Here is a 22,839-nt window from a genome sequence, read left to right on the forward strand (position 1 = left end):
GGGGCGCCCCTCTGTCCTTTTGCCTGAGAGTTTGGAAGCGCGGCTGGCCGCAGCTTCGTGCCCCTTCGGCGCCGGATCGAACCGGTCTCTCCAGAGTTGTGTTGCGGGTGGTATCGGGCCTGAGCGATTACGGGCGTTGCGCCTTCGGCAGCGGTGTTCCGCTTCTCCCACCGTGTTGCCCGCCGATTATAGCCGGTTATGGCCTGCTGCCGGGGCCGCCCGGGCAGGGCCGGCGCCTGAATGGCCGGTGGCCCGGGGCATGCGTTTTGTGCGGTGCTGCATGGCATCGGGCGCATTCCCCGCCTATCATGGGCGGATACCCGAATTCATCTGGCGCCGTCCCTGCTGCAGCGGGACCGGCGCCCGCCGTGCGTGCCGCGCATGGCCTTGCCGGACACCGTTCACATGACCGCCGCTGTTGCTCCGTCCACCCGTCGCATGGCCCTGCTGCTCGCGGGCCTGGCCATGTTCGGCCCGTTCTCCATCGACACCATTTTCCCGGCCTTCCCGCAGCTGGCCCAGCGCCTGGCGGTGGATGAGGTGGCCGTCCAGCAGACCATCAGCGTCTACCTGCTGTTCTATGGCCTGATGAGCCTGGCGCACGGGCCGCTGTCCGATGCCTGGGGCCGCAAGCGGGTGATCCTCGGTGGCCTGGTGGTATTTGCCGGGGCCTCGGTCGGCTGCGCGCTGTCCACTGACCTGCCGACCCTGCTGGCGTTCCGCGCGCTGCAGGGCCTGTCGGCGGGCGTGGGCATGATCGTCGGCCGCGCGGTGATCCGTGACCTGTACCACGGCCATGACGCCCAGCGGTTGATGAGCCAGGTCTCGATGCTGTTCGGCATCGCGCCGGCCATCGCCCCGATCATCGGTGGCTGGATTCTGCTCAGCGGTGCCGGCTGGCCGCTGATCTTCTGGTTCCTCGTGGTGTTCTCGCTTGTGCTGCTGGTGGCCACCGCGCGCTTCCTGCCGGAAACGCATCCGCCGGAGGCGCGGGTACCACTGTCGCCGCGCGCACTGCTGCGTGACTATGTGCGCATCGGCTTCAACCCGCGTTTCCTGCGCCTGGCACTGGCCGGCAGCATCGGCTTCGGCGGCATTTTCCTGTACATCGCGTCCGCGCCGGTGTTCGTGATGCAGCACCTGCATCTGGGCGAAGGCGACTTCGCCTGGCTGTTCATTCCCACCATCGGTGGCATGACGGCCGGCGCGTTCCTGTCCGGGCGCATGGCCGGGCACACCACGCCGACCCGGCAGGTGACCATCGGCTTCTCCCTGTGCGCGCTGTCGACACTGCTCAACGTCGGCTACGTGGTGCTGGCGCCGCAGTTCGCGCTGCCGTGGGCGGTACTGCCCATTTTCCTGGGCGGCATGGGCATGGCGCTGATCTTCCCGATCCTGGCGCTGGCCGTGCTCGACATGTATCCGCACCAGCGCGGCCTGGCCTCGTCGCTGCAGGCCTTCGCGCAGCTGATGGTCAGCACCGTGGTGGCCGGCGTCGTGTCGCCCCTGCTCAGTGCCAGCCCGCTGCATCTGGCGCTGGGCCAGGCCGGCTTCTTCGCCGCCGGGTTTGTGTTCTGGTACTGGGAACACCGCCGTGAGCGCGCAGTGCAGGCCGTGGCCACGGGCCTCTGACCGGCCGCAGGGGCGGTGGCGGGCGACCCGTGAAGCGGCGCCACGGCCGGGGTGCGCTATCCTTGCGCCCCCCCGTAGCGATGCCGCCCCCATGTCCACCACCTCCAAGACCCGTCGCGACCAGCGCCGCCGCCAGGAAGAGAAGGCTGCCAACAAGGCCGCTGCCCAGACTTCGCCGGTGGAGCCGCATGCCGAACTGCGTGATGCGCAGCGCACGCTGCTGGCAGGTGTCGTGCGCCGCGATGGCGAGTGGGTGCTGGGCATGGATGGCCGTATCGCCGGGCATAGCGAGAGCGCCGCGCAGGTACTGGCGTTGATCATGCAAGCCGGTGAACTGCACGAGCGCAACGGTACGCCGGTGCGTCTGATGTATTCCGACGCGCTGCGCGATGCCGCGCAGGCCGAGGCCAGGGAGAAGGGCCAGACCTTTGAGGAATACAAGTCCGAGCTGGCCGCCGCGATGGCGGCGAAGAAGAACAGCTGACCCGTAGTGGGTAGCGCCGGGCCATGCCCGGCGAACGCAGCGGTGTGATCAAGGCCGCCGGGCATGGCCCGGCGCCACCGGCTTCAGGCCGTGCGTGCCAGCGCCAGCCGCAGCAGGCGCGCGTCCAGCCGCTCGTTGAAGTCCTTCGGTGACTGCAGGCCCATGCGCTGCAGGTACACCGCATCGCCATCGCCGGCCGGTTGCCGCAGCGCTGCCCAGACGGTGCGCAGCTTGTCGCCGCGGGTCTGCGTGTTGGCCTTCAACCAGCCCAGCGCCTTCACCAGCACCTGCTCGATCTCATTGAAGTCGCTGCCCAGCGGGTAGTCGGGCAGGGTGCCGTCGGAGCGGAAGGGTGCCAGCGCTGCGGCCAGGGTCTGCGGGGTATTGCGCTGCAGCCGCTGCGGATCGGGCTGCGTCGTGGCCAGCAGCTTGCGCGCGGCCTGTGCCTGCTGCAGCAGGCCCTGCTGGAACGGCGCCTCGGTGATCGCCGCCATCGCCTGCACGCAGTCCTCGTCGGTCAACCCGCGCAGGTCGGCGATGCCGTACTCGTCCAGGTAGATATCACGCAGATGGCGGGGAATGGTGGTGTGGCCATAGTTCCAGCGCACGTTCGATTCGCGCTGGCCCTTGTCATCGCGCGCGGCGCGGAACATCAGCACGCTGCGTGCTTCCGGCAGGGCATGGGCCATCGCCACGAAGTTGTACTGGCCGCCGACGCCGGACACCACGCGGCCATCGTCCAGGGCATCGGAGACCGCCGCGCCCAGCGCAGTGGCCATCATGCAGGAATTGAAGAAGCGTGCATGGCGGCGCTGCAGGCGCTCCAGCGTCTCGTTGCCGCCGTAAAGCTGGTTGATCTCACTGATGCGGCGCATGCCGATGGCGCGACGTTCATCCGCCGGCAGCTCGCGCAGCCACTGGTAGAACTCCGGCGAGCCCAGGTAGAACGCGCCATGCAGGTATTCGCCTTCGGCGGCAAGCGTGGCATGGTCGATGGACAGCGTGCTGCCGTTCTCGATGCGCTGCATCAGCGCCAGGTCGTCATGCACCTTGCGCTTGATCACGCCGGTCTGGACCAGCCGCCGGAAGCCCTCGTTGAGCATCTCGCTGCAGCCGTACAGGCCGATCTCGAACGGCTCCAGGCCGCCGATTTCCTGTACCAGCGGATGCCGCGCAAGCTGCGGATCCAGCGCGTGCAGCACGCGCCGGTAGCGCGCGTTGTCGGTATGCCGCAGCACCAGTGCATGGCTGAGTGCATCGGCCAGCGTGCCGATGCCGATCTGCAGCGTGCCGCCATCGCGCACCAGGGTGCTGGCATACAGGCCGATCGCATAGTCGGCGTCGGCGACCGGCTGCCGCGGCAGGCCGAACAGCGCCGGATACGGCGGCGGCGGGGTGATGACCAGGTCGAAGAAGGACACATCGACCGTGGCGGTGCCGCCCAGATAAGGCAGCTGCGGATCGATCTCGGCCACCATCAGCGGACGCGGCAGGCCGCGCGCGGCGATTGCATCGAGTGTGTCCTGGGTGATGTCGTTGTTGCAGGACAACGAGAGGCGGCGATCGTCCGGGCGCATCGCCACCTTCTGCACGATCACCTGCGGCGCGCGCTGGGCCACCGCATCTGCGGCATGGGTGTAGTTGAGGCTGGTGTAGCTGGACTGCGCCTGCCGGGAACCGAGCAGGGCGCCGGACTGCATGTAGAACTCCTCCACCTGCACATGGGCGGGCAGTGCGTCACGGGCGATCGCGTCGGCGTAGGCCAGGCGGGGGAAATCCTCGCCGAAATGGCGCTGCGCGAAGGGGCCCAGGAAGCGGGCCTCCAAGCCGCTGCCCCGCACGTTCGGCGGATTCAACGACAGCGCAGTGTAGAGCTGGAGGGGGTGCGAGGGATCGTTCTCGACCCGTGCATACAGTGCATTGAGCAACCGGTGTGGCTTGCCCAGCGCCAGCGGTGCTCCGATCCGCAGCGGCCCTTTCACGCGCGCGAACAGCCAATCGACGGCGGCGTCCAGGTCGGTGAGGTGTTCGGTCATCCGGGGCAGTCCTGCGTAAGGGGGTTCCGGCATTACAGCATGTCGGGCTTGAACCGCCGTCGACGCGAGACTTCCGCACCGGCCACCATGAAGCGGCCGTCGCCGCGGTAGTGCACGGTGCGCGGTAGTTTCGGCCGTTGCGCGACGTGGGCACGCACGATCTCCCAGATGAAAAGGTTGCTGGTCTCGACCTGGCTGTCGTCGTACAGGCGGCACTCGAAGCACGAATGGCACTGGCCGACCAACGGCGCGCCGACCTCGCGGGCGGGCAGGGCATCGAGGCCGAAGTGCGCGAACTTGTCGACCTCCCGCCCGCTGCAGTTGCCGATGTCCACTACGGTATCGAGCAGCTCCACGCCCGGCACATTGATCACGCATTCGCCGCTGCCCCGCGCCAGCGCGAAGCTGTGGTTCTCGTTCCACAGATAGGTCGCCACCAGTGATGGCGAGAAGCCCATCACCATGTGCCAGCCCATCGTCATCAGGTTGCGCTGGCCACGCCACGCGGTGCTGACCAGCACGATCGGGCCGGGTTCGAGGAAGCGGCGGGCCTGTTCGACGGGGAAATCCTTCTTGGGCAGCGGTTTCATGCGCACTCCGGGGCCGGGACGGCCGATGCTGGGCCAGGGCGCATGAAGTGCAGGTCGATGGAAGGCTTGACAGCGGCTTTGATTACGTGCGTAATCGAATTGTCGATTACGGGCGTAAACAATGAATCCGATCAGTGAAGCCGAGGCGGTCGTGATGGAAGTGCTGTGGCAGCAGGCGCCCCGCGGTGCCGATGAGGTGGTTGCCGCACTGGCCCACCGGGACTGGGCCGAACCGACCATCAAGACGCTGCTCAACCGCCTGCTGACCAAGGGCGCGATCGCTGCCGAACGCGAAGGCCGCCGCTATCTGTATCGGCCACTGCTGCAGCGCGAGGCTTGGGTCGCGGCGCAGAGCCGGGACTTTCTGGGCCGGGTGTTCGAAGGACGGGTGGCGCCATTGGTTGCCCATTTCAGTGAGCGCGGCCAGCTCAGCGCGCAGGACATCGCCGAACTGAAAAAGCTGATCCAGGAGCTGGACCATGAGTGAGGTGCTCGACAGCGTGTGGCGGGCCAGCGTGTGGCTGGCGCTGGCGGTGATCCTGCTGGCGGCGATGCGGCCGCTGCTGCTGCGGCTGGGAGGGCCCTCGCTGGCCTACCGCAGCTGGTGGTTGGTGCCCCTGCTGCTGGCAGGCCTGTTGTTGCCGTTGCCTGCGCTGCCCCTGCTGCAGCATGTGCCGACCCTGCCCCTGAACGTGATGCCTCTCGCGCCGGAGGGCGAGCCCACCCAGGTCATGCGCTGGCCGCAATGGCTGCTGCTGGCCTGGGTGCTTGGCGTGGCGATCAGTCTGCTGCGCAGCCTGCGCGCGCAGCAGCGCTTCGAACGTGTCCTGGGCCGCCTGCAGGCGCGCGACGACGGTAGCTGGCAAGCCAGTGGCGATCCCGGTCTGCCGGCCCTGGTCGGCCTGTGGCGGCCGCGCATCGTGGTCGGCCCCGGTTTCGACCAGCAGTTCGATGCACGCGAGCAGGGGTTGATCCTGGCACATGAACGCAGCCATCGCCGCAATGGCGATCACTGGGCGAACGGCGCGTTGCTGCTGGTACGCGCAGCGTTCTGGTTCCATCCGCTGATGCCATGGGCAACACGCAGGTTCCTGCGCGACCAGGAACTGGCCTGCGATGCCCGCACCATTGCCACGCAGCCTGCGCTGCGCGGACTTTACGCCAGCACGCTGCTGAAGGCGCAGCTGGTTCACCCGGTTGCGCCGGCAGTGTGTCACTGGCGCAGCCAACCCGTGTTGAAGGAGCGAATCGCCATGTTGAAGCAGTCCAAGCGGAAGGCATTGCCGTGGGTGTCCGGGCAGGTGCTGGTGGTCGGGGTGTGCGCGGGCCTGGCCACGGTGGCGTGGGCAAGCCAGCTCGGGATGGCCGGCGTGTCGTCGATCGGCGTCGAGCCAGCCGAGTACGCGCAGGCCGATGCCGCTGCGGCCGGCCTGCAGCGTTCTGCGCAGGTCGAGAGGATGGCACCGCCGAAGTATCCGGAGTCTGCGTTCCAGCAGGGCCTGACCGGCGTCGTCACCTTGAAGGTCGAGATCGACGCAGAGGGCAGGCCGACCGACGTACAGGTGCTCAGTGCCACCAATCCCGGTGTGTTCGATGCGGTGTCGATCACGGCCGCCAAGGGCTGGACCTTCCGGCCGGCCCTGAAGGATGGGCGTCCGGTGGCTTCCGCCGTGCGGATTCCACTGACGTTCTCCATGAGTGAGGACGAGAGGGAAGCGGAGCGCGCGCGGTGAGGCAGGCCGCGCTTCTGTTGGCCACGCTGCTGGCAGGCTGTGCCACCCAGGAACGACTGGGCACGGTTGACACCCGCAGCGAGAGTGTCGGCCATCAGCGGTTGCAGCCCACGGCGGCGGGCGGCAGCGGCCAGGTGCAGGCCTATGCGCTGGCGGCGGGCGAAGGCTATCGGATGCCGCAGCTGTATGCGGCGCCTGATCCGAAGGTGGGCGACCGCGATCCGCGTACCGAACTGGCGCCCACCACCATCTGCCTGCAGGTGGTGGTCGATGCGGAAGGCATGGTCGAGCGCAGCCTGCCGCTGACCGACCGCCCCGAGTGCGCCGCCGGCGCTGCAGCGGAGAACGCGCCGCTGCTGCAGGCGGCGCAGGAGGCGGTGGCGATGTGGAAGTACAGCGCTGCCGCGGTCTGCCACTACCCGGTCGGCAAGGTCCCAGCCGACCGCGGCGACTGCGGGAGCGCCGAGCGCATCGAGCCGGTGCCGGTCAGCCTGCTGTACGCCTTCACCTTCGAGATCGTGAAGGGCCGGCAGACCGTCCGCACGCAGGGAAAATGATCGCGCGTGATGCCGGGTAGCGCCGGGCCATGCCCGGCCAGTACAGCGGCGTCGATCAGGCGCCGCCCTGGATGTTGGCCTTCACCGCCGGTTGCATCAGCGCCGGTTCGGCCAGCGTGGCGTCGCGGGCCTGGCGCACGCTGACGAAGTCGGCCTCGGCCACGCCGTCATGCACGTGGATGTTGCGCGCGCGCTGCTCGCCGATGGTGGTCTCGTTGGCGATGTCGCGGCCGCCCGGGCCATAGTCGTGGCAGACGAACACGCGGGTGGACTCGGGCAGCGCCAGCAGGCGCTGGATCGAGCGGTACAGCTGCGCCGCATCGCCGCCGGGGAAATCGCAGCGGGCGGTACCGCCGTCGGGCATGAACAGCGAATCGCCCGTAAACAGTGCGTCGCCGATCAGGTAGGCGATGCTGTCGCTGGTGTGGCCGGGCACGGCGATGACCTGGCCGCGCACTTCGCCCAGCGTGAAGGTCTCGCCGTCGGCGAACAGGTGGTCGAAGATGTCGTCTGTGGCAGGAAGCTGCAGGCCGAACCGCGGCGCAAAGGTCGCCTGCACGGCGCGGATGCCTTCACCGATGGCCAGCGTGGCGTGAGGGAAACGCTGCTTGAGCCGCCGCCCGGCCGACACATGGTCGGCGTGGGCGTGGGTCTCCAGCAGCCACCTCAGCCGCAGCCCCTGCTGCTCGATCGCGCGCAGTGCCGGCTGGACCGGCGACTCGCTGCTGGCATCGGTGTCCGGGTCGTAATCCAGGACCGGATCGATCAGCGCAGCTTCGCCGCTGGCCGGGTCGCTGACCAGGTAGCTGAAGGTATTGCTGTCACGATGGAAGAACGACTGGACCTGGACCGGCATCGGCAACCTCCTCAGCGTGCGGCGAGCACGCGGTTCAGCAGCTGCGCCAGATTCTCGCCGGCCAGCCGCAGCTGCGCTTCCGCCACCGGGCGGTAGCGCGCGGTGTATTCATCGCCGATCTTACGCGAGGCTGGATAAACGCCGGCTTGCATCGAAATGCGGCAGCTGGCTTCAGCCCACGCCTGCGGATCGCGCTGCGGATTGGACTGGCGCGCCAGTTTCGGCGCCGGCAGCGACCGCAGCACCGGCAGATAGCCGTTGTCGTCCAGCTTGCGGGTGTTGAGCATGCCGCTGTCCCACAGCGAATGGAGGTTGGTGCCGCGGTTGCCGTACTGCAGCTGGAAGTCGTTGCCGCCCTTGTCGTGACCGTAGCCGGCATGCATTGGCTGGTGGATGTCGCCGACCAGATGCACCACGAACTTCAGGGCCTGCAGCCGCTCGCCGTCGGTCAGGCTGCGATCGCCGAGGATCGCGCTCTGCGCCTTCAGCGCTTCGACGATGCAGTTGCCGTTGGTGCAGTGCCTGGGCGCTTCGTAGTGGCAGCCGTCTTCGGCGATGTTGACGTAATGCCAGCCGGCGGAACGGCGGCCGAGGCCCGGGTCCTTGGCACGCAGCTGGTCGGCCCAGGGCGCCACGCTGGCGAGGGTGGCACCGGGTTCGGTGGCCAGCAGGCGGTCGACTTCGGCGCGTGCAGCGGGCGAGAGGCGGGAATCCGCTACCTCAGCGACAAGGCGATGACCTTGCGCGCCCCAGGCATGGGCAGGGGCGGAGGCGGACAGCAGAGCCGGCGCGATCGCGGCGGCGAGGAACAGGGAATGCAGGGCTTTCATGCCGGCATTCTAGCGGGGCGGCGGCCGGACGCGTTTGATCCAGCATGGCCGCTCGCCACGCGCCCTTGATGCGCGGACCGTTACGGTGGCGCGGCCACGGGCGGGGACATCGCGATGAGCATCACGGACCGGCGCATCACGGCAATACATGCGGACGACGGCTTTGCCCGCGCGTTCGATGAACAGGTGGTCTGGCGGATGCGCTGGGCCTGTGCCGTTGCCGGCATCTTTTCAATCGGCTTTGCCGTTCTGGACCATTTCTGGCTTCCGCCGGATGTGCATGCACAGGTGCTGCGCTGGCGGCTCGGGCTGCTGCTGCCGGTACTGCTGGTGGCGGTAGCACTCACCTTCGTCCCAGCGTTCCGCCGCCATCTGCAATGGCTGGGGGGCGGTGCTGTGCTGATCAGCGGGCTGGCGCTGGTGACGATGATCTGGACGGCGCATCGCGCCGGCGTGGATTATCCCTATGAAGGCGTCAGCCTGTTCCTGCTGCTGAACTACTTCCTGTGTGGCCTGCGCTTCGGCGTCGCCACGCTGACCGGAACCCTGATCGCATCGGCGTTCGTGCTGGCGGAGCTGCAGGTCGGCCGGCACTGGGCGCAGATGCTGCAGAGCGTGACGTTCGTGCAGGCCAGCAACCTGGCTGGCATCTTCGGTAGTTACATCCTGGAAAGGCAGGCGCGTGCAACCTGGCGCGCCGAGCAGCGGCTGGATGCACTGGCCAACCACGACGGATTGACCGGATTGCTCAACCGGCGCGCATTCGATCGTCGTGCCAACCAGATCTTCCAGCGTTATCTCCGCCGGCCGCACGCGCGTGGCGCCTTGCGCATCGCGATGATCGACATCGACTACTTCAAGCGCTACAACGACCATCATGGTCACCCGGCGGGCGATGCGGTCCTGCATGCGGTGGCGGTGACGCTGGCCGCGCAGCTTCGCGGCGCTGACTCGGTGGTGGCGCGGTACGGCGGTGAGGAGTTCGTGGCGCTGGGGCAGTGGTCGCCAGGCGAGCCGGAAACCGCGCCGTTCGAGCGGATGCGTCAGCAGGTCCAGGCGCTGGCGATCGCCCATGCCGATTCGGACGCCGCGCCGGTGGTGAGCGTCAGTATTGGTGTGGCGCGGTGGCATGACGATGGCGCCGATTCGCTGGAGCAGGCACTGGCGCGTGCGGATGCCGCGCTGTATCGGGCCAAGGCGTCCGGGCGCAACCGGGTGGAGGTGGCCACCGATGGGTAGGCCGAAAAAAGCCCCGGCGATCACCGGGGCAACATGCTGCGGAGGGTTCAGCGGTTGGCCGGAGGGCGGGGCAGGCCCGCCACGCCGGAGGCTGCGCTCAGAACTTGAAGACGTAGGAGGCGCCGTAGACCAGCGGATCGATGTTGACCGTACCGATCTTCTGGCCGTCCAGCTTCACCTTGCTGTCGATGTCGATCCAGCGCATGTCCACGCGCAGCGCGCCCTTCTCGCCGATCGCGAAGTCCACGCCGGCGTGCGCGGCCAGACCCCAGGAGTCCTGCAGCTTCAGCCGGCTGTCCTTGAGCGCGCCCGTGGTGTCTTCGCTGAAGAAGGTCGTGTAGTTCACGCCCGCACCGATGAACGGCGACACCTTGCCCTTGCTGTTGAAGTGGTACTGCACGGTCACCACCGGCGGCAGCTGCTTGGTGCTGCCGACACGGCCGAGGCCGTTGATGTTGATGTCGTGCTTGAACGGCAGTGCCGCCAGCACTTCGATGCCCAGGTTGTCAGCGATGAAGTACTCGCCGGTGATGGTCGGCTTGACGTCGTTGTCGACGTCGACCTTCAGCGTGCCACCGGCCAGCCAGCCGTTGTTCGACTTCGGTGCCACCTGGTGCACGCCAGCCGAAAGGGTCCAGTCGCCCTTGGACTGGGCCATCGCCGGGGCGGCGGCGAGGGACAGGGCGGCGGCCAGGCTGGCCACGATCAGGGGAGAGGTCTTGCGCATGGGGGTGTTCTCGTTGCGGGGTGGATGGGGCCAGTCTCGGCCTCACGCCGCGCTAACGCTTTGATCCGGATCAAATCCGGCCAGCCCGCCCGCCACCGGCCCGGTCTGGCCGGCGGTGGCCAGGCCGGGCCTGCTAGACTTGTGGGCCCTATCCACCCCGCCGCACCCGTCGCGGCTGCAGGAGCTTGAGAAATGGCAATCAAGGTTGGTATCAACGGTTTCGGTCGCATCGGGCGTAACGTCCTGCGCTCGGCGGTGCTGAACTTCGGCGACGACATCGAAATCGTGGCCATCAACGATCTGCTGGAGCCGGATTACCTGGCCTACATGCTCAAGTACGACTCCGTGCACGGTCGCTTCAAGGCTGACGTGTCGGTGCAGGGCAACGACCTGCTGGTCAACGGCAAGAAGATCCGCCTGACCCAGGAACGCGATCCGGCCAACCTGAAGTGGGACGAAGTGGGCGTGGACGTGGTCATCGAGTCCACCGGTCTGTTCCTGACCAAGGAAACCGCGCAGAAGCACATCGATGCCGGCGCCAAGAAGGTAATCCTGTCCGCCCCGTCCAAGGACGATACGCCGATGTTCGTGTTCGGCGTGAATGACAAGACCTACGCCGGCCAGGCGATCATCTCCAACGCCTCGTGCACCACCAACTGCCTGGCCCCGCTGGCCAAGGTCATCAACGACAAGTGGGGCATCAAGCGTGGCCTGATGACCACCGTGCACGCCGCCACGGCCACCCAGAAGACCGTTGACGGCCCGTCCAACAAGGACTGGCGCGGCGGCCGCGGCATCCTGGAGAACATCATTCCGTCCTCCACCGGTGCGGCCAAGGCGGTCGGCGTGGTCATTCCGGAACTGAACAAGAAGCTCACCGGCATGAGCTTCCGCGTGCCGACCTCGGACGTGTCGGTGGTCGACCTGACCGTCGAGCTGGAAAAGGAAGCCACCTACGCCGAGATCTGCGCCGAAGTGAAGGCACAGAGCGAAGGCGCGCTGAAGGGCATCCTCGGCTACACCGAAGACAAGGTCGTGGCTACCGACTTCCGCGGTGAGACCCACACGTCGGTGTTCGATGCCGAAGCCGGCATTGCCCTGGACGGTACCTTCGTCAAGCTCGTGTCGTGGTACGACAACGAGTGGGGCTACTCCAACAAGTGCCTGGAAATGGCCAGGGTCGTCGCCGCCAAGTAAGGCCGGCGAAGATCGCGCACGAACCCCGGCCTGGCCGGGGTTCGTCGTTTGAGGGACCGGCCCTGTCGTAGCATGGGGCGGTCCGACCGCCGCCGCAGGGGCGCGGGATCGCATGGGAAGGCACGCAATGGAAGCACTGATAGCCCTGGTCGTATTGATACTGCTGGCGATTCCGCTGCTGCTGGTGGTCGCGCTGGTGATGATCGCCGGCCTGCGGCGCCGGGTCGCTGCGCTTGAGGGCGCACTGGCCGATGTGTCGCAATCGCCGCGCGCTGCCGCGCCACCGCCCGGGCCCGCCCCCGTTCCGGCAACGGACGCGCCAGCCATGGAGCGACCGCGGGCTGCGGCAGCACCTTCTCCCGTGGCGGCCCATGCGCCGGAATCCTCCGTGCCGGCGCCGCCGCGGCAGGCAGCGCCGCCACCACCACCGCTGCCGGCCACGCCGCCCCCGCCTGCGCCGCCGGTCGAGCCGGCCGGGCCGGGCTTCTTCGAGCGTGGCATCGGCGCCGTCAAACGCTGGTTCACCGAGGGCAACGTGCCGGTCAAGATCGGCATGCTGGTGCTGCTGGCCGGTGTTGCCGCGCTGCTGAAGTACGTCAGTGACCAGGGCTGGCTGGTGCTCCCGGTCGAACTCCGGCTGGCGGCCGTCACCGCTGGTGCGCTGGGCCTGCTGGCCTTCGGCTGGCATCAGCGCGAACGCCGGCGCCTGTTCGCGCTGGCCCTGCAGGGCGGCGCCATCGGTGTGCTGCTGCTGACCATCTTCGCGGCATTCAAGCGTTTTGAACTGCTTGCGCCGGGATTTGCGTTCGCCAGTTCGATCGCGCTGGTCGCCGGCCTGTGCGTGCTGGCAGTGCTGCAGAACTCGCGCACCCTGGCGGTGCTGGGCATCCTGGCGGGCTTCATGGCCCCGCTGTGGCTGTCGACCGGCAGTGGCAACCATGTCGGCCTCTTCAGCTACTACGCAGTGCTCAACGCCGGCATCTTCGCCATCGCCTGGTTCCGTCCGTGGCGCGCGCTGAACCTGCTGGGCTTCGCGTTCACCTTCGGTATCGGCACGTTCTGGGGCGTGCTTCAGTACAGGGCCGAGAAGTTCTCCAGCACCGAACCGTTCCTGCTGCTGTTCTTCGCCTTCTATCTGCTGATTCCCCTGCTGTACGCGCGCAGGCAGCCTGCCGGTCGCCGCGATCTGGTCGATGGCAGCCTGGTGTTCGGCACGCCGTTGATCGCCTTCTCGCTGCAGGCGGCGATGCTGCACGAACAGCCGATGACACTGGCACTGTGCGCGCTGGGCCTGGCGGTGATCTACGCGGTGCTGGCGCGTGCCTTGATCGCCCGGGCCTCGTATACGGTGCTGGCGCAGTCGCACGCGGTGCTGGCGGTGGGTTTCGCCACGCTGGCCGTGCCGCTGGCCTTGTCCGCCCGTGCCACCGGTGCGGTGTTCGCGCTGGAAGGTGCCGGGCTGGCCTGGCTCGGTCTGCGCCAGAGGCGCTGGCTGCCACAGGTGTCCGCTGCGCTGCTGCAGATGGCGGCGGCATTCGCCTTCGTGGCAGGTGGCAACCACTGGCACGAGGACGCGCGCCTGCTGCTCAATCCCACCGCGATCGGTGCGCTGCTGCTGGCCGTGGCGGGGTTGGCGTCGGCGTGGAGCTACCAGCGCCGGGCACGTCATGAGATCGCCCTGGTCTACTACCTGTGGGGCCTGCTGTGGTGGCTCGGCGGCTGGGTGCACGAGATCGGTCGTTTCCTCGCGCATGCCTCGCAGGCCGATGCACTGCTGGTGCTGGCGGCGGCGACCGCCTGGCTGGCAGCCGAGGTGCAGCGCCGGCAACCGGCACGTGCGCTGGGGATGACCGCACTGGCGATGCTGGCGATGGCGTTCCCATTGGCATTGGCGCAAAGCCATGCACACCAGCAACCGTTCGCGGGCCACGGCGCCCTGGCATGGGCGCTGTTCGCCGTGCTGGGGGTGCGCACGTTGCTGTGCCTGCGCCAGGGCGGCGACACGGTGGCGCGCATCGCCCAGTTCCTGTGGTGGCTGCTGTGGCCATCGCTGCTTTCGCTGCTGGCCCTGTGGGGAGGCGGCGAGGCTGGCCTGGCACAGGGCTGGACATTGTTGCTGTTGACGCTGCCCTGGCTGCTGCTGGCCGCGCTGTCACTGTGGCGCTGGGGTTGGCTGCGCTGGCCGCTGGGCCCGGCATTCGATGCCGCACGCGTGCCGCTGCAGTGCGTGCTGTTCGCGCTGCTGGCGACCGGATGGCTGCTGGGCCAGCTGCTGCCGGGCACTGCGGCACCGCTGCCGTGGCTGCCGGTGCTGAACCCGGCCGAGATGGGGCAGTGGCTGAGCCTGTTGCTGCTGGCGCGCTGGCTGTACAGCGATGTGGCACCGCCCGCGCTGCGCAGGCTGCGCCTGCCGGTGCTGGCACTGGCGGGCTTCATCGCCCTGACCAGCCTGGTCCTGCATGGCGTGCACCACTGGGGGGGACTGGCCTGGAGTACGTCGATGGCGCGCTACAGCTTGGCCCAGACCAGCCTGACCGTGCTGTGGAGCGTGCTCGGCGTGATCGCCTGGGTATGGGGCTCGCGTCGTGGCCAGCGTGTGTTGTGGATGGTCGGTGCGGTGCTGATGGGCGTGGTCCTGGCCAAACTGGTCCTCATCGACCGCCAGCACCTGGGCAACCTGCTCGGGATCGCATCGTTCATCGCCTATGGCCTGCTGTGTACGGTCGTCGGCTATCTGGCACCGGCGCCACCGGGCGCGGTGCCATCCGTGGAGGAAAACCAATGAGAATGTGGAGCAGGATGGTGGTGCCGGCGATGCTGGGCCTGTTCGCCACCATGGCCGTACACGCGTCCGACTACCGCACGCAGTACGCCGAGCAGTGGCCGCTGACGCTGTCCAGTGCGCAGTCCGGCGCCTATCGGGTGGTGCTGGAACCGGCGATCTACCGCCGTGCAGGCGCAGCAGACCTGGGTGACCTGCAGGTGTTCAACGCGGCCGGACAGGCCCTGCCGTCGGCATTGCTGGCACCGGACGCGCCGCTGGCACAGCCGCCGGTGCAGCGCGAGCTGCCCTGGTTTGCACTGCCGCCGCTGGCGGATGCACAACGCAACGACCTGCAGTTGCTGACCGAGCGCGATACCGACGGCCGTGTGCGCCGGGTCGAAGCGCGTGTCGGCGCCGGAACGGTGAACGGGCAGGGCGGCTGGCTGATCGATGCCAGCGTGCTCGGCCAGCAGCCGCTGGCGGCGCTGGTGCTGGATTGGGCCGACAGTGGCCAGCCGCTGCAGGCGCAGGTGCAGCTTGATGCCAGCGATGACCTGCAGCATTGGCGCTCCATCGGTCGGGACATTCCGCTGGTGGACCTGCAGCGCGCCGGCAAACGGTTGCTGCAGCGACGCCTGCAGGTTGACGGCAATGCGCGCTATCTGCGCGTGCTGCCGCAGGGCGACGCGCGACTGCCTGCCCTGCATGGCGTGCTCGCCGAGCTTCCGCCGGCACCGGCGACGTTGCCTTGGGAATGGCTGTCACTGACGCCGATAGCGCAGGGCAAGGGCGAATACACATTCGAACTGGACGGCCGTTTCCCGATCGCGCGCGCCGATGTCGCCAGTACCGACAACAGCCTGGTGCAGTGGACGCTGTTCAGCCGCGACGATGAAGGCGCGGAGTGGCAACGACGCAGTGCACCGTGGATCGCCTATCAGCTGCAGCAGGGAACGCAGGGCCCGCGTCAGCAGTCGGCGGCGCAGGTGCTGGGCGATGTGCACCGCGACCGCTACTGGAAGCTGGTAGCAAGCCCGGCGGAGATCGCCGGCGCCCCCACCCTGCGCCTGGGCTACCAGCCGGAAGTGATGGTGTTCCTGAGCCAGGGCGCTGCGCCCTATGCACTGGCGGTGGGCAGCGCGACGGCGCGCCGCGCGGAGGCGCCGATCGGGGTGCTGATCGAGGAACTTCGCCAGCGCAACGATCCGGCCTGGCAGCCGACGCTGGCACGCCTGGAGGGCCGTCCCGAGCCGCTGGCCGGAGACGCAGCGCTGGAACCGCAGCGGGACTGGAAGGCCTGGCTGCTGTGGGCGCTGCTGGGCGTGGGGGTCCTGGTCGTGGGCGGTCTGGCGGTCAGCCTGCTCAGGCAGAAGCCTTCGCCTTCGGCGTAGATCCCGACGAATCCCGGCCGCGCATGGAGCGGCGCTGCGGCCGGCGCCATCCGTTCTGCCGCAGCCGATACAATAACGGTCTGCCGAACGCCGGCACCCCGTCCCTGAGCCCAAGAGTTGCCCATGTCCATCGTCCGCATGACCGACCTCGACCTCTCCGGCAAGCGCGTGCTGATCCGCCAGGATCTGAACGTGCCGATCGAGAATGGCCGCATCACTTCCGAACAGCGCATCACCGCTTCGCTGCCGACGCTCAAGCGCGCACTGGAGCAGGGCGCGGCGGTGATGGTCACCTCGCACCTGGGCCGGCCGAAGGAAGGCGTGTGGAGCGAAGCCGATTCGCTGGCACCGGTTGCCGCACGCCTGTCCGAACTGCTGGGTCGCGAGGTGCCGCTGGTACGCGACTGGATCGACGGCGTCGAGGTGCAGCCGGGCCAGCTGGTGCTGCTGGAAAACTGCCGGATGAACGTCGGCGAGGGCAAGGATGACGAAGCCCTGTCGAAGAAGTACGCCGCGCTGTGCGATGTGTTCGTGATGGATGCCTTCGGTACCGCGCACCGCGCGCAGGCGTCCACCCATGGCGTGATCCGTTTCGCCCCGGTCGCCGCGGGTGGCCCGCTGCTGATGGCCGAGCTGGATGCCCTGGCGCAGGCGCTGGACGCACCGGCCAAGCCGCTGCTGGCCATCGTGGCCGGCAGCAAGGTCAGCACCAAGCTGGAACTGCTGGCCAATCTGGTGGGCAAGGTCGACCAGCTGATCGTGGGGGGCGGCATCGCCAACACCTTCATCGCGGCTGCCGGCTACAAGGTCGGCAAGTCGCTGTACGAGCCGGACCTGCTGGACACCGCCCGGAAGATCGTTGCCGACGCCAAGGCGCGCGGGGCCGAGATTCCGCTTCCGGTGGACGTGGTCACGGCCAAGCAGTTCCTGCCCGACGCCATTGCCGAAGTGAAGGCCGTGGATGCGGTCGCCGAAGATGATCTGATCCTGGACATCGGTCCGCAGACCGCTGCCCAGTACGCGCAGCTGATTGCGAATGCCGGCACCGTGGTCTGGAACGGCCCTGTCGGCGTGTTCGAGTTTGAAGCCTTCAGCAAGGGAACCGAAGCGCTGGCGCGTGCCATCGCCACGTCCCCGGCATTCTCCATCGCCGGCGGTGGCGACACCCTGGCAGCGGTCGACAAGTTCGACATCGCCAAGGACGTGAGCTACATCTCCACCGGTGGCGGCGCGTTCCTGGAATTCCTGGAAGGCAAGACCCTGCCGGCCGTGGCCGCGCTCGCCGCGCGCGGCGCATGAACCCGGACGGCACCCAGGCCGGTTCTGCCCACCCGGCACCGGAAGAACGCGCGACGCTCTTCTTCGACCTGGACGGTACGTTGATCGATTCGCAGGTGGGCATCACCACCTGCATCGCTTATGCGCTGCAGAAGATGGAGCATCCGGTGCCGGCGCGGGAAACCCTGCTGGGCTGGATCGGGCCTTCGCTGCGCACCACGTTCGCGCCGCTGTTCATCGAACCGGCGCGGGTGGAGCAGGCCGTCGGGTACTACCGCGAGCGCTTCGATGCCGAGGGCTGGCGCGAGCACACGGTGTACCCCCAGGTGGAGGACGCCCTGCGCACCTTGCATGCGCGTGGCCACCGCCTGGCGGTGGTCACCGCCAAGAACGAGCCGCACGCGCGCCGGATCCTGGCCCATCTGCCCTTCGGCGGATTGTTCGAGGACATCATCGGCTCGACCCTGGATGGTTCGCGCAGCCACAAGCCCGAGCTGGTCGGCGAAGCGCTGCGCCGGCTGCAGGTGTCGCCCACGCAGTGCTGGATGATCGGCGACCGTCGCATGGATATCGAGGGCGCGCGTCACCACGGCCTGCGAAGCATCGGCGTGCTGTGGGGGTTTGGTGGCGAAGCGGAACTCACTGAAGCCGGTGCGGGCCAGCTGGCACGCGAACCGGTCCAGCTGACGACACTGTTGGCCTGATGCCTCTTTGACCGGGCATGGCCCGACGCTACCGGGCACCCTGCGCCAGCGTATGTCCGGGCGATGTCCGTTACATGTCCCGCAGAGTCAGGCAGCACAAGGTTGTAACCGCATACATGGGGCGTGAAGGATGTGCTAATTTCCGTGCTTTAACGGGAGAGGCCCATTCACCATGTTCGAGCGTCAGCGTCGCACCAAGATCCTAGCCACCCTCGGTCCGGCCACCGATCCGCCGGGCGTGCTGGAGGATCTGTTCCGCGCCGGCGTCAACGTGGTGCGCCTGAACTTCAGCCACGGTGACCCGTCCGGCCAGGCCAAGCGTGCCGCCGAAGTGCGCGCTGCCGCGCAGCGGGTGGGCGTGGAAGTGGGCATCCTGGCCGACCTGCCGGGCCCGAAGATCCGCATCGAGCGCTTTGCCGAAGGCAAGATCCATCTCAAGGCGGGCGACCGTTTCGATCTGGTCGCCTCGCCCAACGCACCGGCCGGCGATGCCACGCAGGTGGGTGTGAGCTACCTCGGCCTGCCGCAGGACGTCGGCCCCGGTGATGTCCTGCTCCTCGATGACGGCCTGATGCAGCTGCAGGTCGTCGAGGTGCAGGGTGAGCGGATCATCAGCACCGTGCTCAACGACGGGGTGCTGTCTGATCGCAAGGGCTTGAACAAGCAGGGCGGTGGCCTGTCGCTGGGCGCGTTGACCGAGCGCGACAAGGAGCTGATCGGGATCGTCGCCAAGATCGGTGTCGACTTCATCGCCGTTTCCTTCTGCCGAAATGCGCAGGACATGAACGATGCCCGCGCGATCGCCGAATCGCACGGCTGCTACGCCGCGCTGGTGTCCAAGATCGAGCGCACCGAAGCGATCGAGAACCTGGAGGAGATCGTCGAGGCCAGTGACGTGGTGATGGTGGCGCGCGGCGACCTCGGCGTGGAAATCGGCGATGCCGAACTGCCGGGCCTGCAGAAGAAGATCATCAAGGCTTCGCTGGCGCAGAACAAGGTGGTGATCACTGCCACCCAGATGCTGCAGTCGATGGTGGAAAGCCCGATCCCGACCCGCGCGGAAGTGCTGGACGTGGCCAACTCGGTGATCGACGGCACCGATGCGGTGATGCTGTCGGCCGAAACCGCTGCCGGTGCGTATCCGGTCAAGGCCGTGGAGGCGATGGCGCGCATCTGCCTGGGCGCCGAGCGCCAGTTCCAGACCGAGACCGACTTCAATGCGTCGCCGCGCAACCTGGAGCGCGCCGACCAGGCCATCGCGATGGCGACCATGTTCCTGTCCCAGCACGTGGGCGTGCGGGCCATCGTGGCCATGACCGAGTCCGGCGGTACCGCGCGCTACCTGTCGCGCTTCCGTGCCAAGGCACCGGTGTTCGCGGTGACCCGCCATGACGGCGCACGCCGGCAGATGGCGCTGATGCGCGATGTGTTTCCGATCAATTTCGACAGCCGTGGCCTGACCCCGCGCGAAGCCGCACGTGGCAGCATCCGCCTGCTGGTCGAATCGGATCTGCTGCAGGCCGGCGATCGGGTGGTGTTCACCAGCGGTGAGCACATGGAAACCCACGGTGCGACCAACACCCTGCGCCTGCTCGAGGTGGGCGAAGACGGTCGCGCCAGCGGTCTGGGCGATCTGTAACCGCTGCGGAACCGGGTCGGAGCCCCACCGGGGCTCTGACCGGAACGGCGCAGGACAGCGCCTGTCCTGAACGGACATTGGAATCGTTTCCAGTCTGGCCTCCACGTCGAGGCCACGGGCTGCGGGGCTATACTTACGTTTTTCCCGCACCCGCCACAGGAAGTACATGAGCATCGAACAGCTGGCTGAAACCGCCCAGGCCATGGTTGCCCCGGGCAAGGGCATCATCGCGATCGACGAATCCACCGGTACCATCGCCAAGCGCTTCGCCGGCGTGGGCATCGAGAACACCGAGGAGAACCGTCGCGCCTATCGCGAACTGCTGCTGACCACGCCGAAGCTCAACGAGCACATTTCCGGCGCCATCCTGTACGACGAAACCATCCGCCAGTCGACCAAGGACGGCGTGCCGTTCGCCAAGTACATGGCCGACCACGGCATGATTCCGGGCATCAAGGTGGACAAGGGTGCGCATCCGCTGGCCGGCTGCCCGGGCGAGCTGGTGACCGAAGGCCTGGACGGCCTGCGCGAGCGCCTGCAGGAGTATTACAAGCTGGGTGCGCGCTTTGCCAAGTGGCGCGCGGTCATCAACATCGGCGAGAGCATTCCGTCGGGCACCTGCATCGAATCCAACGCCCATGCGCTGGCCCGCTACGCCGCGCTGTGCCAGGAATGCGGCCTGGTGCCGATGGTCGAGCCGGAAGTGATCATGGACGGCGACCACGACATCGAGACCTGCTACGAAGTCACCGAAGCCACCCTGCGTTCGCTGTTCGACGCCCTGTACCAGCAGAACGTGCTGCTGGAAGGCACCATCCTGAAGGCTTCGATGGTCATCTCGGGCAAGGACTGCGAAGAGCAGGCCGACGTCGAGGAAGTGGCCGAGTCCACCGTGATGTGCCTGAAGAGCACCGTGCCGGCGATCCTGCCGGGCGTGGTGTTCCTGTCCGGCGGCCAGAGCGATGAACAGTCCACCGCCCACCTCAATGCGATGAACCAGCTGGGCAACCTGCCGTGGCCGCTGAGCTTCTCCTACGGCCGTGCCATGCAGCAGGCGGCACTGAAGCTGTGGGCCAAGGACATGAAGGGCAACTACGCCGCCGCGCAGAAGACCGTGTTCGAGCGCGCCAAGGAAAACGGCCTGGCTGCACTGGGCAAGTGGAACGGTTGATCGGTTCCATCGCAGGATGAACAGGGCAACGCCGGCCTCACGCCGGCGTTTGCTTTTGCGGGTATCTTTTCCGCCTCCCGCGGGCCCGGCCGGCCCGGGGGACACACATGGAAGGCCAAGGAGAAAAAACATGCGTTTGGCAGCAATCACGCTGGCCGTTGCTACGGTCCTCGCCGCAGGCGGTTGCAACCGCTCCGGCAGCAATGCGGATGTGGGCAAGGCCCCGTCGCTCGAGTTCGACAAGCCCGTTTCCGGCGAGATCACCTCGCGCAGCGGCATCAATTTCAATGACGGCAGCCACCACCAGCTGTACCAGATCACGCTGGAGGACAAGCAACTGGTGGGCATGAAGCTGACCGGTGCCCTCAGTGGCTCGATTGCCGTGTTCAACAATGGCAGCCTGGTCGCCAGCAGCCGCACCGGCTATGAGCGCAGCGGGGATGTATCGCTGGCGTTCCGCGCCAACGGTGCCGGCACCTACCAGGTGGCGGTCAACGCCGACAGCCCGACCGCCTACGGCCCTTACCGCCTGCGGGTGGAGAAGCTGGTGCCCTACGACGGCAAGCCCATCGCAGGCAGCGGCGAAGTCGTGGACATGCTGGTTTCCGGATCGCAGGACTACACCCTGCAGGTGGACAAGGCCGGCCTCTATGAGGTCAACCTGTCGTCCGATGCGTTCGATACCGTGCTGAAGCTGAAGGGCGGCGAGATCGACGCGGAAAACGACGATGGCGGTGACAGCACCAATTCGCGCCTGTCGCTGCCGTTGCAGCCCGGCAAGTACACGCTGGGCGTGCGCGGGCTGGACGACGACGCGTCCGGCACCTTCAAGCTGACCGTCGCCCGCACCGAGCTGCCGGGCAACATCGTCGAGCGCGACGGTACCCAACTGCCGCAGTCGGGCAGCGTGTTCACCATGCTCGACAGCGAAGGTCGCCGTCGCTTCCTGCTGACACTGGAGCGTCCGGGCGATGTTCGCCTGGATGCGATCTCCGGTCAGGTGGACACCGTGCTGCGTGTGGTCGGCGGTGATGTCGAGCTGGTCGACGACGACGGCGGCAATGGCACCAACGCGCGTCTGCAGGAATCGTTGCCGGCCGGTCATTACACCGTCGATGTTTCCAGCCTCAGCGACGAGCAGGGCCTGGTCGAGGTGCGCGTGCAGATCGATGGCGCCAGCGCTGCCGGCGCCGCGGCGTCGGCGGCCCGCGCAGCGGCGGATGCGGCGGCCGTGCCGGATGACGCCGCGGTCGACGCGGCCAGCCGCTGACGCGTCCAGGGGCACTGCCGCAATGAAAAGGCCGGGCATTGCCCGGCCTTTTCTTCAGTGCCGCCGCCCCGTGTTCAATGCGCGGCAGCGAAGCCGGTATCACCCAGTGGCGGCAGCAGCGTGCCGCGCACTTCGTTGTCCGCGTTCTGCCCGGCACTGGCCAGGGCCTGCTGATACGCCTTGGCCGTGGCGGTGTTGAAAGCAACCAGCACGATCCGCATCGGCTGTGCATGGCTGCGTTGCCACGCCAGGGTTTCCGTCACGGCGATCTGCGCGGCCTGGTAAAGCGGATAGCCGTACACGCCACAACTGATGGCCGGGAACGCGATCGACTGCACCCCGAGCGATTCGGCCAGCTGCAGCGATTTCCAGTAGCAGTTGGCCAGCAGCGCGGGTTCATCGCGCAGGCCGTCGTGCCAGACCGGGCCCACCGTGTGCAGCACGTGCCGCGCCGGCAATGCATGGGCGCCGGTGGCGCGCACTTCACCGGTCGGGCAGCGCACGCCTGGGCGCAGTTCCGGCAGTTGCCGGCATTCGGCCAGCAGGCCGGGGCCGGCGGCACGGTGGATCGCACCGTCCACTCCGCCGCCGCCCAGCAGCGATTCATTGGCCGCGTTGACGATCGCATCCACCGCCAGGGTCGTGATGTCGCCCTGCCACACTTCGATCTTCATGCGTCCGTCTCCTGCCTGTCGGATGTTCCGCGCAGTACCTGCGGCGGCTGTACCCAGCGTAGGGGAC

At 67.8% G+C, this 22,839-nt stretch carries 20 protein-coding genes and 1 riboswitch; of the genes, 14 read left to right on the forward strand and 6 right to left on the reverse strand.

Going from position 1 to position 22,839, the window contains the following annotated elements; all coding sequences use genetic code 11:
• Window position 1: 1 nt before the first annotated feature.
• A riboswitch (glycine riboswitch) is annotated at window positions 2-104 on the reverse strand.
• A gap of 301 nt (window positions 105-405) precedes the next feature.
• Complete coding sequence (locus N5J29_RS10815; protein ID WP_111186352.1) at window positions 406-1,632, forward strand: multidrug effflux MFS transporter; 1,227 nt, start codon at window positions 406-408, stop codon at window positions 1,630-1,632.
• A 91-nt stretch (window positions 1,633-1,723) separates the two neighbouring features.
• The gene (locus N5J29_RS10820; protein WP_164151611.1) at window positions 1,724-2,116 is read left to right on the forward strand and encodes a hypothetical protein; all 393 of its coding nucleotides are present in this window, start codon (window positions 1,724-1,726) and stop codon (window positions 2,114-2,116) included.
• Between the two features lie 83 nt (window positions 2,117-2,199).
• On the opposite strand, the gene N5J29_RS10825 is transcribed toward N5J29_RS10820, so the two are convergent.
• Together N5J29_RS10825 and N5J29_RS10830 are read right to left on the reverse strand one after the other, a co-directional pair.
• Window positions 2,200-4,152 (reverse strand): acetyl-CoA hydrolase/transferase C-terminal domain-containing protein, encoded by a 1,953-nt coding sequence (locus N5J29_RS10825; RefSeq protein WP_164150913.1) that lies wholly within the window; start codon window positions 4,150-4,152, stop codon window positions 2,200-2,202.
• Window positions 4,153-4,184: 32 nt separating this feature from the next.
• Window positions 4,185-4,742, reverse strand: a complete 558-nt coding sequence (locus N5J29_RS10830) for a flavin reductase family protein (RefSeq protein WP_164150916.1) — start codon at window positions 4,740-4,742, stop codon at window positions 4,185-4,187.
• A gap of 121 nt (window positions 4,743-4,863) precedes the next feature.
• On the opposite strand from N5J29_RS10830, the gene N5J29_RS10835 reads away from it, so the two are divergent.
• The 3 genes from N5J29_RS10835 to N5J29_RS10845 are packed head-to-tail and all read left to right on the forward strand — an operon-like array spanning window position 4,864 to window position 7,032.
• On the forward strand, window positions 4,864-5,229 hold the full coding sequence (locus N5J29_RS10835; protein WP_164150917.1) for a BlaI/MecI/CopY family transcriptional regulator: 366 nt from the start codon (window positions 4,864-4,866) through the stop codon (window positions 5,227-5,229).
• Window positions 5,222-6,475, forward strand: a complete 1,254-nt coding sequence (locus tag N5J29_RS10840) for a TonB family protein (protein ID WP_164150919.1) — start codon at window positions 5,222-5,224, stop codon at window positions 6,473-6,475. Before N5J29_RS10835 ends, N5J29_RS10840 begins: the two co-directional genes overlap by 8 nt.
• Entirely contained in the window at window positions 6,472-7,032 is a 561-nt protein-coding gene (locus tag N5J29_RS10845) for a hypothetical protein (RefSeq protein ID WP_065175751.1), read from the forward strand. Before N5J29_RS10840 ends, N5J29_RS10845 begins: the two co-directional genes overlap by 4 nt.
• Window positions 7,033-7,087: 55 nt before the next feature.
• Here the strand turns inward: N5J29_RS10845 and N5J29_RS10850 are convergent, their stop codons facing one another.
• Entirely contained in the window at window positions 7,088-7,888 is an 801-nt protein-coding gene (locus tag N5J29_RS10850) for an MBL fold metallo-hydrolase (RefSeq protein WP_164150921.1), read from the reverse strand.
• Window positions 7,889-7,899: 11 nt separating this feature from the next.
• Window positions 7,900-8,718 carry a S1/P1 nuclease gene (locus N5J29_RS10855; protein ID WP_065175752.1) on the reverse strand — a complete coding sequence of 273 codons (819 nt, stop codon included), beginning with the start codon at window positions 8,716-8,718 and terminating at the stop codon, window positions 7,900-7,902.
• A gap of 114 nt (window positions 8,719-8,832) precedes the next feature.
• Here N5J29_RS10855 and N5J29_RS10860 point away from each other — a divergent pair, with 114 nt between their 5' ends.
• On the forward strand, window positions 8,833-9,957 hold the full coding sequence (locus N5J29_RS10860; protein ID WP_164150923.1) for a GGDEF domain-containing protein: 1,125 nt from the start codon (window positions 8,833-8,835) through the stop codon (window positions 9,955-9,957).
• A gap of 97 nt (window positions 9,958-10,054) precedes the next feature.
• On the opposite strand, the gene N5J29_RS10865 is transcribed toward N5J29_RS10860, so the two are convergent.
• Window positions 10,055-10,684 carry an OmpW family outer membrane protein gene (locus tag N5J29_RS10865; RefSeq protein ID WP_053518487.1) on the reverse strand — a complete coding sequence of 210 codons (630 nt, stop codon included), beginning with the start codon at window positions 10,682-10,684 and terminating at the stop codon, window positions 10,055-10,057.
• A 192-nt stretch (window positions 10,685-10,876) separates the two neighbouring features.
• Between N5J29_RS10865 and gap the strand changes: the two genes are divergently transcribed.
• From gap to N5J29_RS10905, 8 genes are all read left to right on the forward strand, one after another.
• Window positions 10,877-11,881, forward strand: coding sequence for a type I glyceraldehyde-3-phosphate dehydrogenase (gap, locus tag N5J29_RS10870; protein ID WP_053518489.1), 1,005 nt, complete (start codon window positions 10,877-10,879; stop codon window positions 11,879-11,881).
• A 127-nt stretch (window positions 11,882-12,008) separates the two neighbouring features.
• Window positions 12,009-14,666, forward strand: coding sequence for a DUF2339 domain-containing protein (locus N5J29_RS10875; protein ID WP_164150925.1), 2,658 nt, complete (start codon window positions 12,009-12,011; stop codon window positions 14,664-14,666).
• Window positions 14,663-16,036 (forward strand): DUF3999 domain-containing protein, encoded by a 1,374-nt coding sequence (locus N5J29_RS10880; RefSeq protein WP_164150927.1) that lies wholly within the window; start codon window positions 14,663-14,665, stop codon window positions 16,034-16,036. The genes N5J29_RS10875 and N5J29_RS10880 overlap by 4 nt, the downstream gene beginning before the upstream one ends.
• A gap of 123 nt (window positions 16,037-16,159) precedes the next feature.
• Window positions 16,160-17,335, forward strand: coding sequence for a phosphoglycerate kinase (locus N5J29_RS10885; protein ID WP_053518495.1), 1,176 nt, complete (start codon window positions 16,160-16,162; stop codon window positions 17,333-17,335).
• Window positions 17,332-18,018, forward strand: coding sequence for an HAD hydrolase-like protein (locus tag N5J29_RS10890; RefSeq protein WP_053518497.1), 687 nt, complete (start codon window positions 17,332-17,334; stop codon window positions 18,016-18,018). Before N5J29_RS10885 ends, N5J29_RS10890 begins: the two co-directional genes overlap by 4 nt.
• Before the next feature lie 172 nt (window positions 18,019-18,190).
• Window positions 18,191-19,657 (forward strand): pyruvate kinase, encoded by a 1,467-nt coding sequence (gene pyk, locus N5J29_RS10895; RefSeq protein WP_164150929.1) that lies wholly within the window; start codon window positions 18,191-18,193, stop codon window positions 19,655-19,657.
• A gap of 166 nt (window positions 19,658-19,823) precedes the next feature.
• A complete protein-coding gene (locus tag N5J29_RS10900) occupies window positions 19,824-20,828 on the forward strand; it encodes a class I fructose-bisphosphate aldolase (RefSeq protein ID WP_053518502.1) in 1,005 nt (334 codons plus the stop codon).
• Between the two features lie 130 nt (window positions 20,829-20,958).
• Window positions 20,959-22,098, forward strand: coding sequence for an ABC transporter substrate-binding protein (locus N5J29_RS10905; RefSeq protein WP_065175758.1), 1,140 nt, complete (start codon window positions 20,959-20,961; stop codon window positions 22,096-22,098).
• 74 nt (window positions 22,099-22,172) lie between these two features.
• On the opposite strand, the gene N5J29_RS10910 is transcribed toward N5J29_RS10905, so the two are convergent.
• Window positions 22,173-22,772 carry an O-acetyl-ADP-ribose deacetylase gene (locus N5J29_RS10910; protein ID WP_053517092.1) on the reverse strand — a complete coding sequence of 200 codons (600 nt, stop codon included), beginning with the start codon at window positions 22,770-22,772 and terminating at the stop codon, window positions 22,173-22,175.
• Between the last annotated feature and the right edge of the window lie 67 nt (window positions 22,773-22,839).

Origin of the sequence: Stenotrophomonas sp. GD03680 (assembly GCF_029844625.1) — a bacterium.
GTDB classification, from domain to species: Bacteria; Pseudomonadota; Gammaproteobacteria; order Xanthomonadales; family Xanthomonadaceae; genus Stenotrophomonas; species Stenotrophomonas maltophilia_P.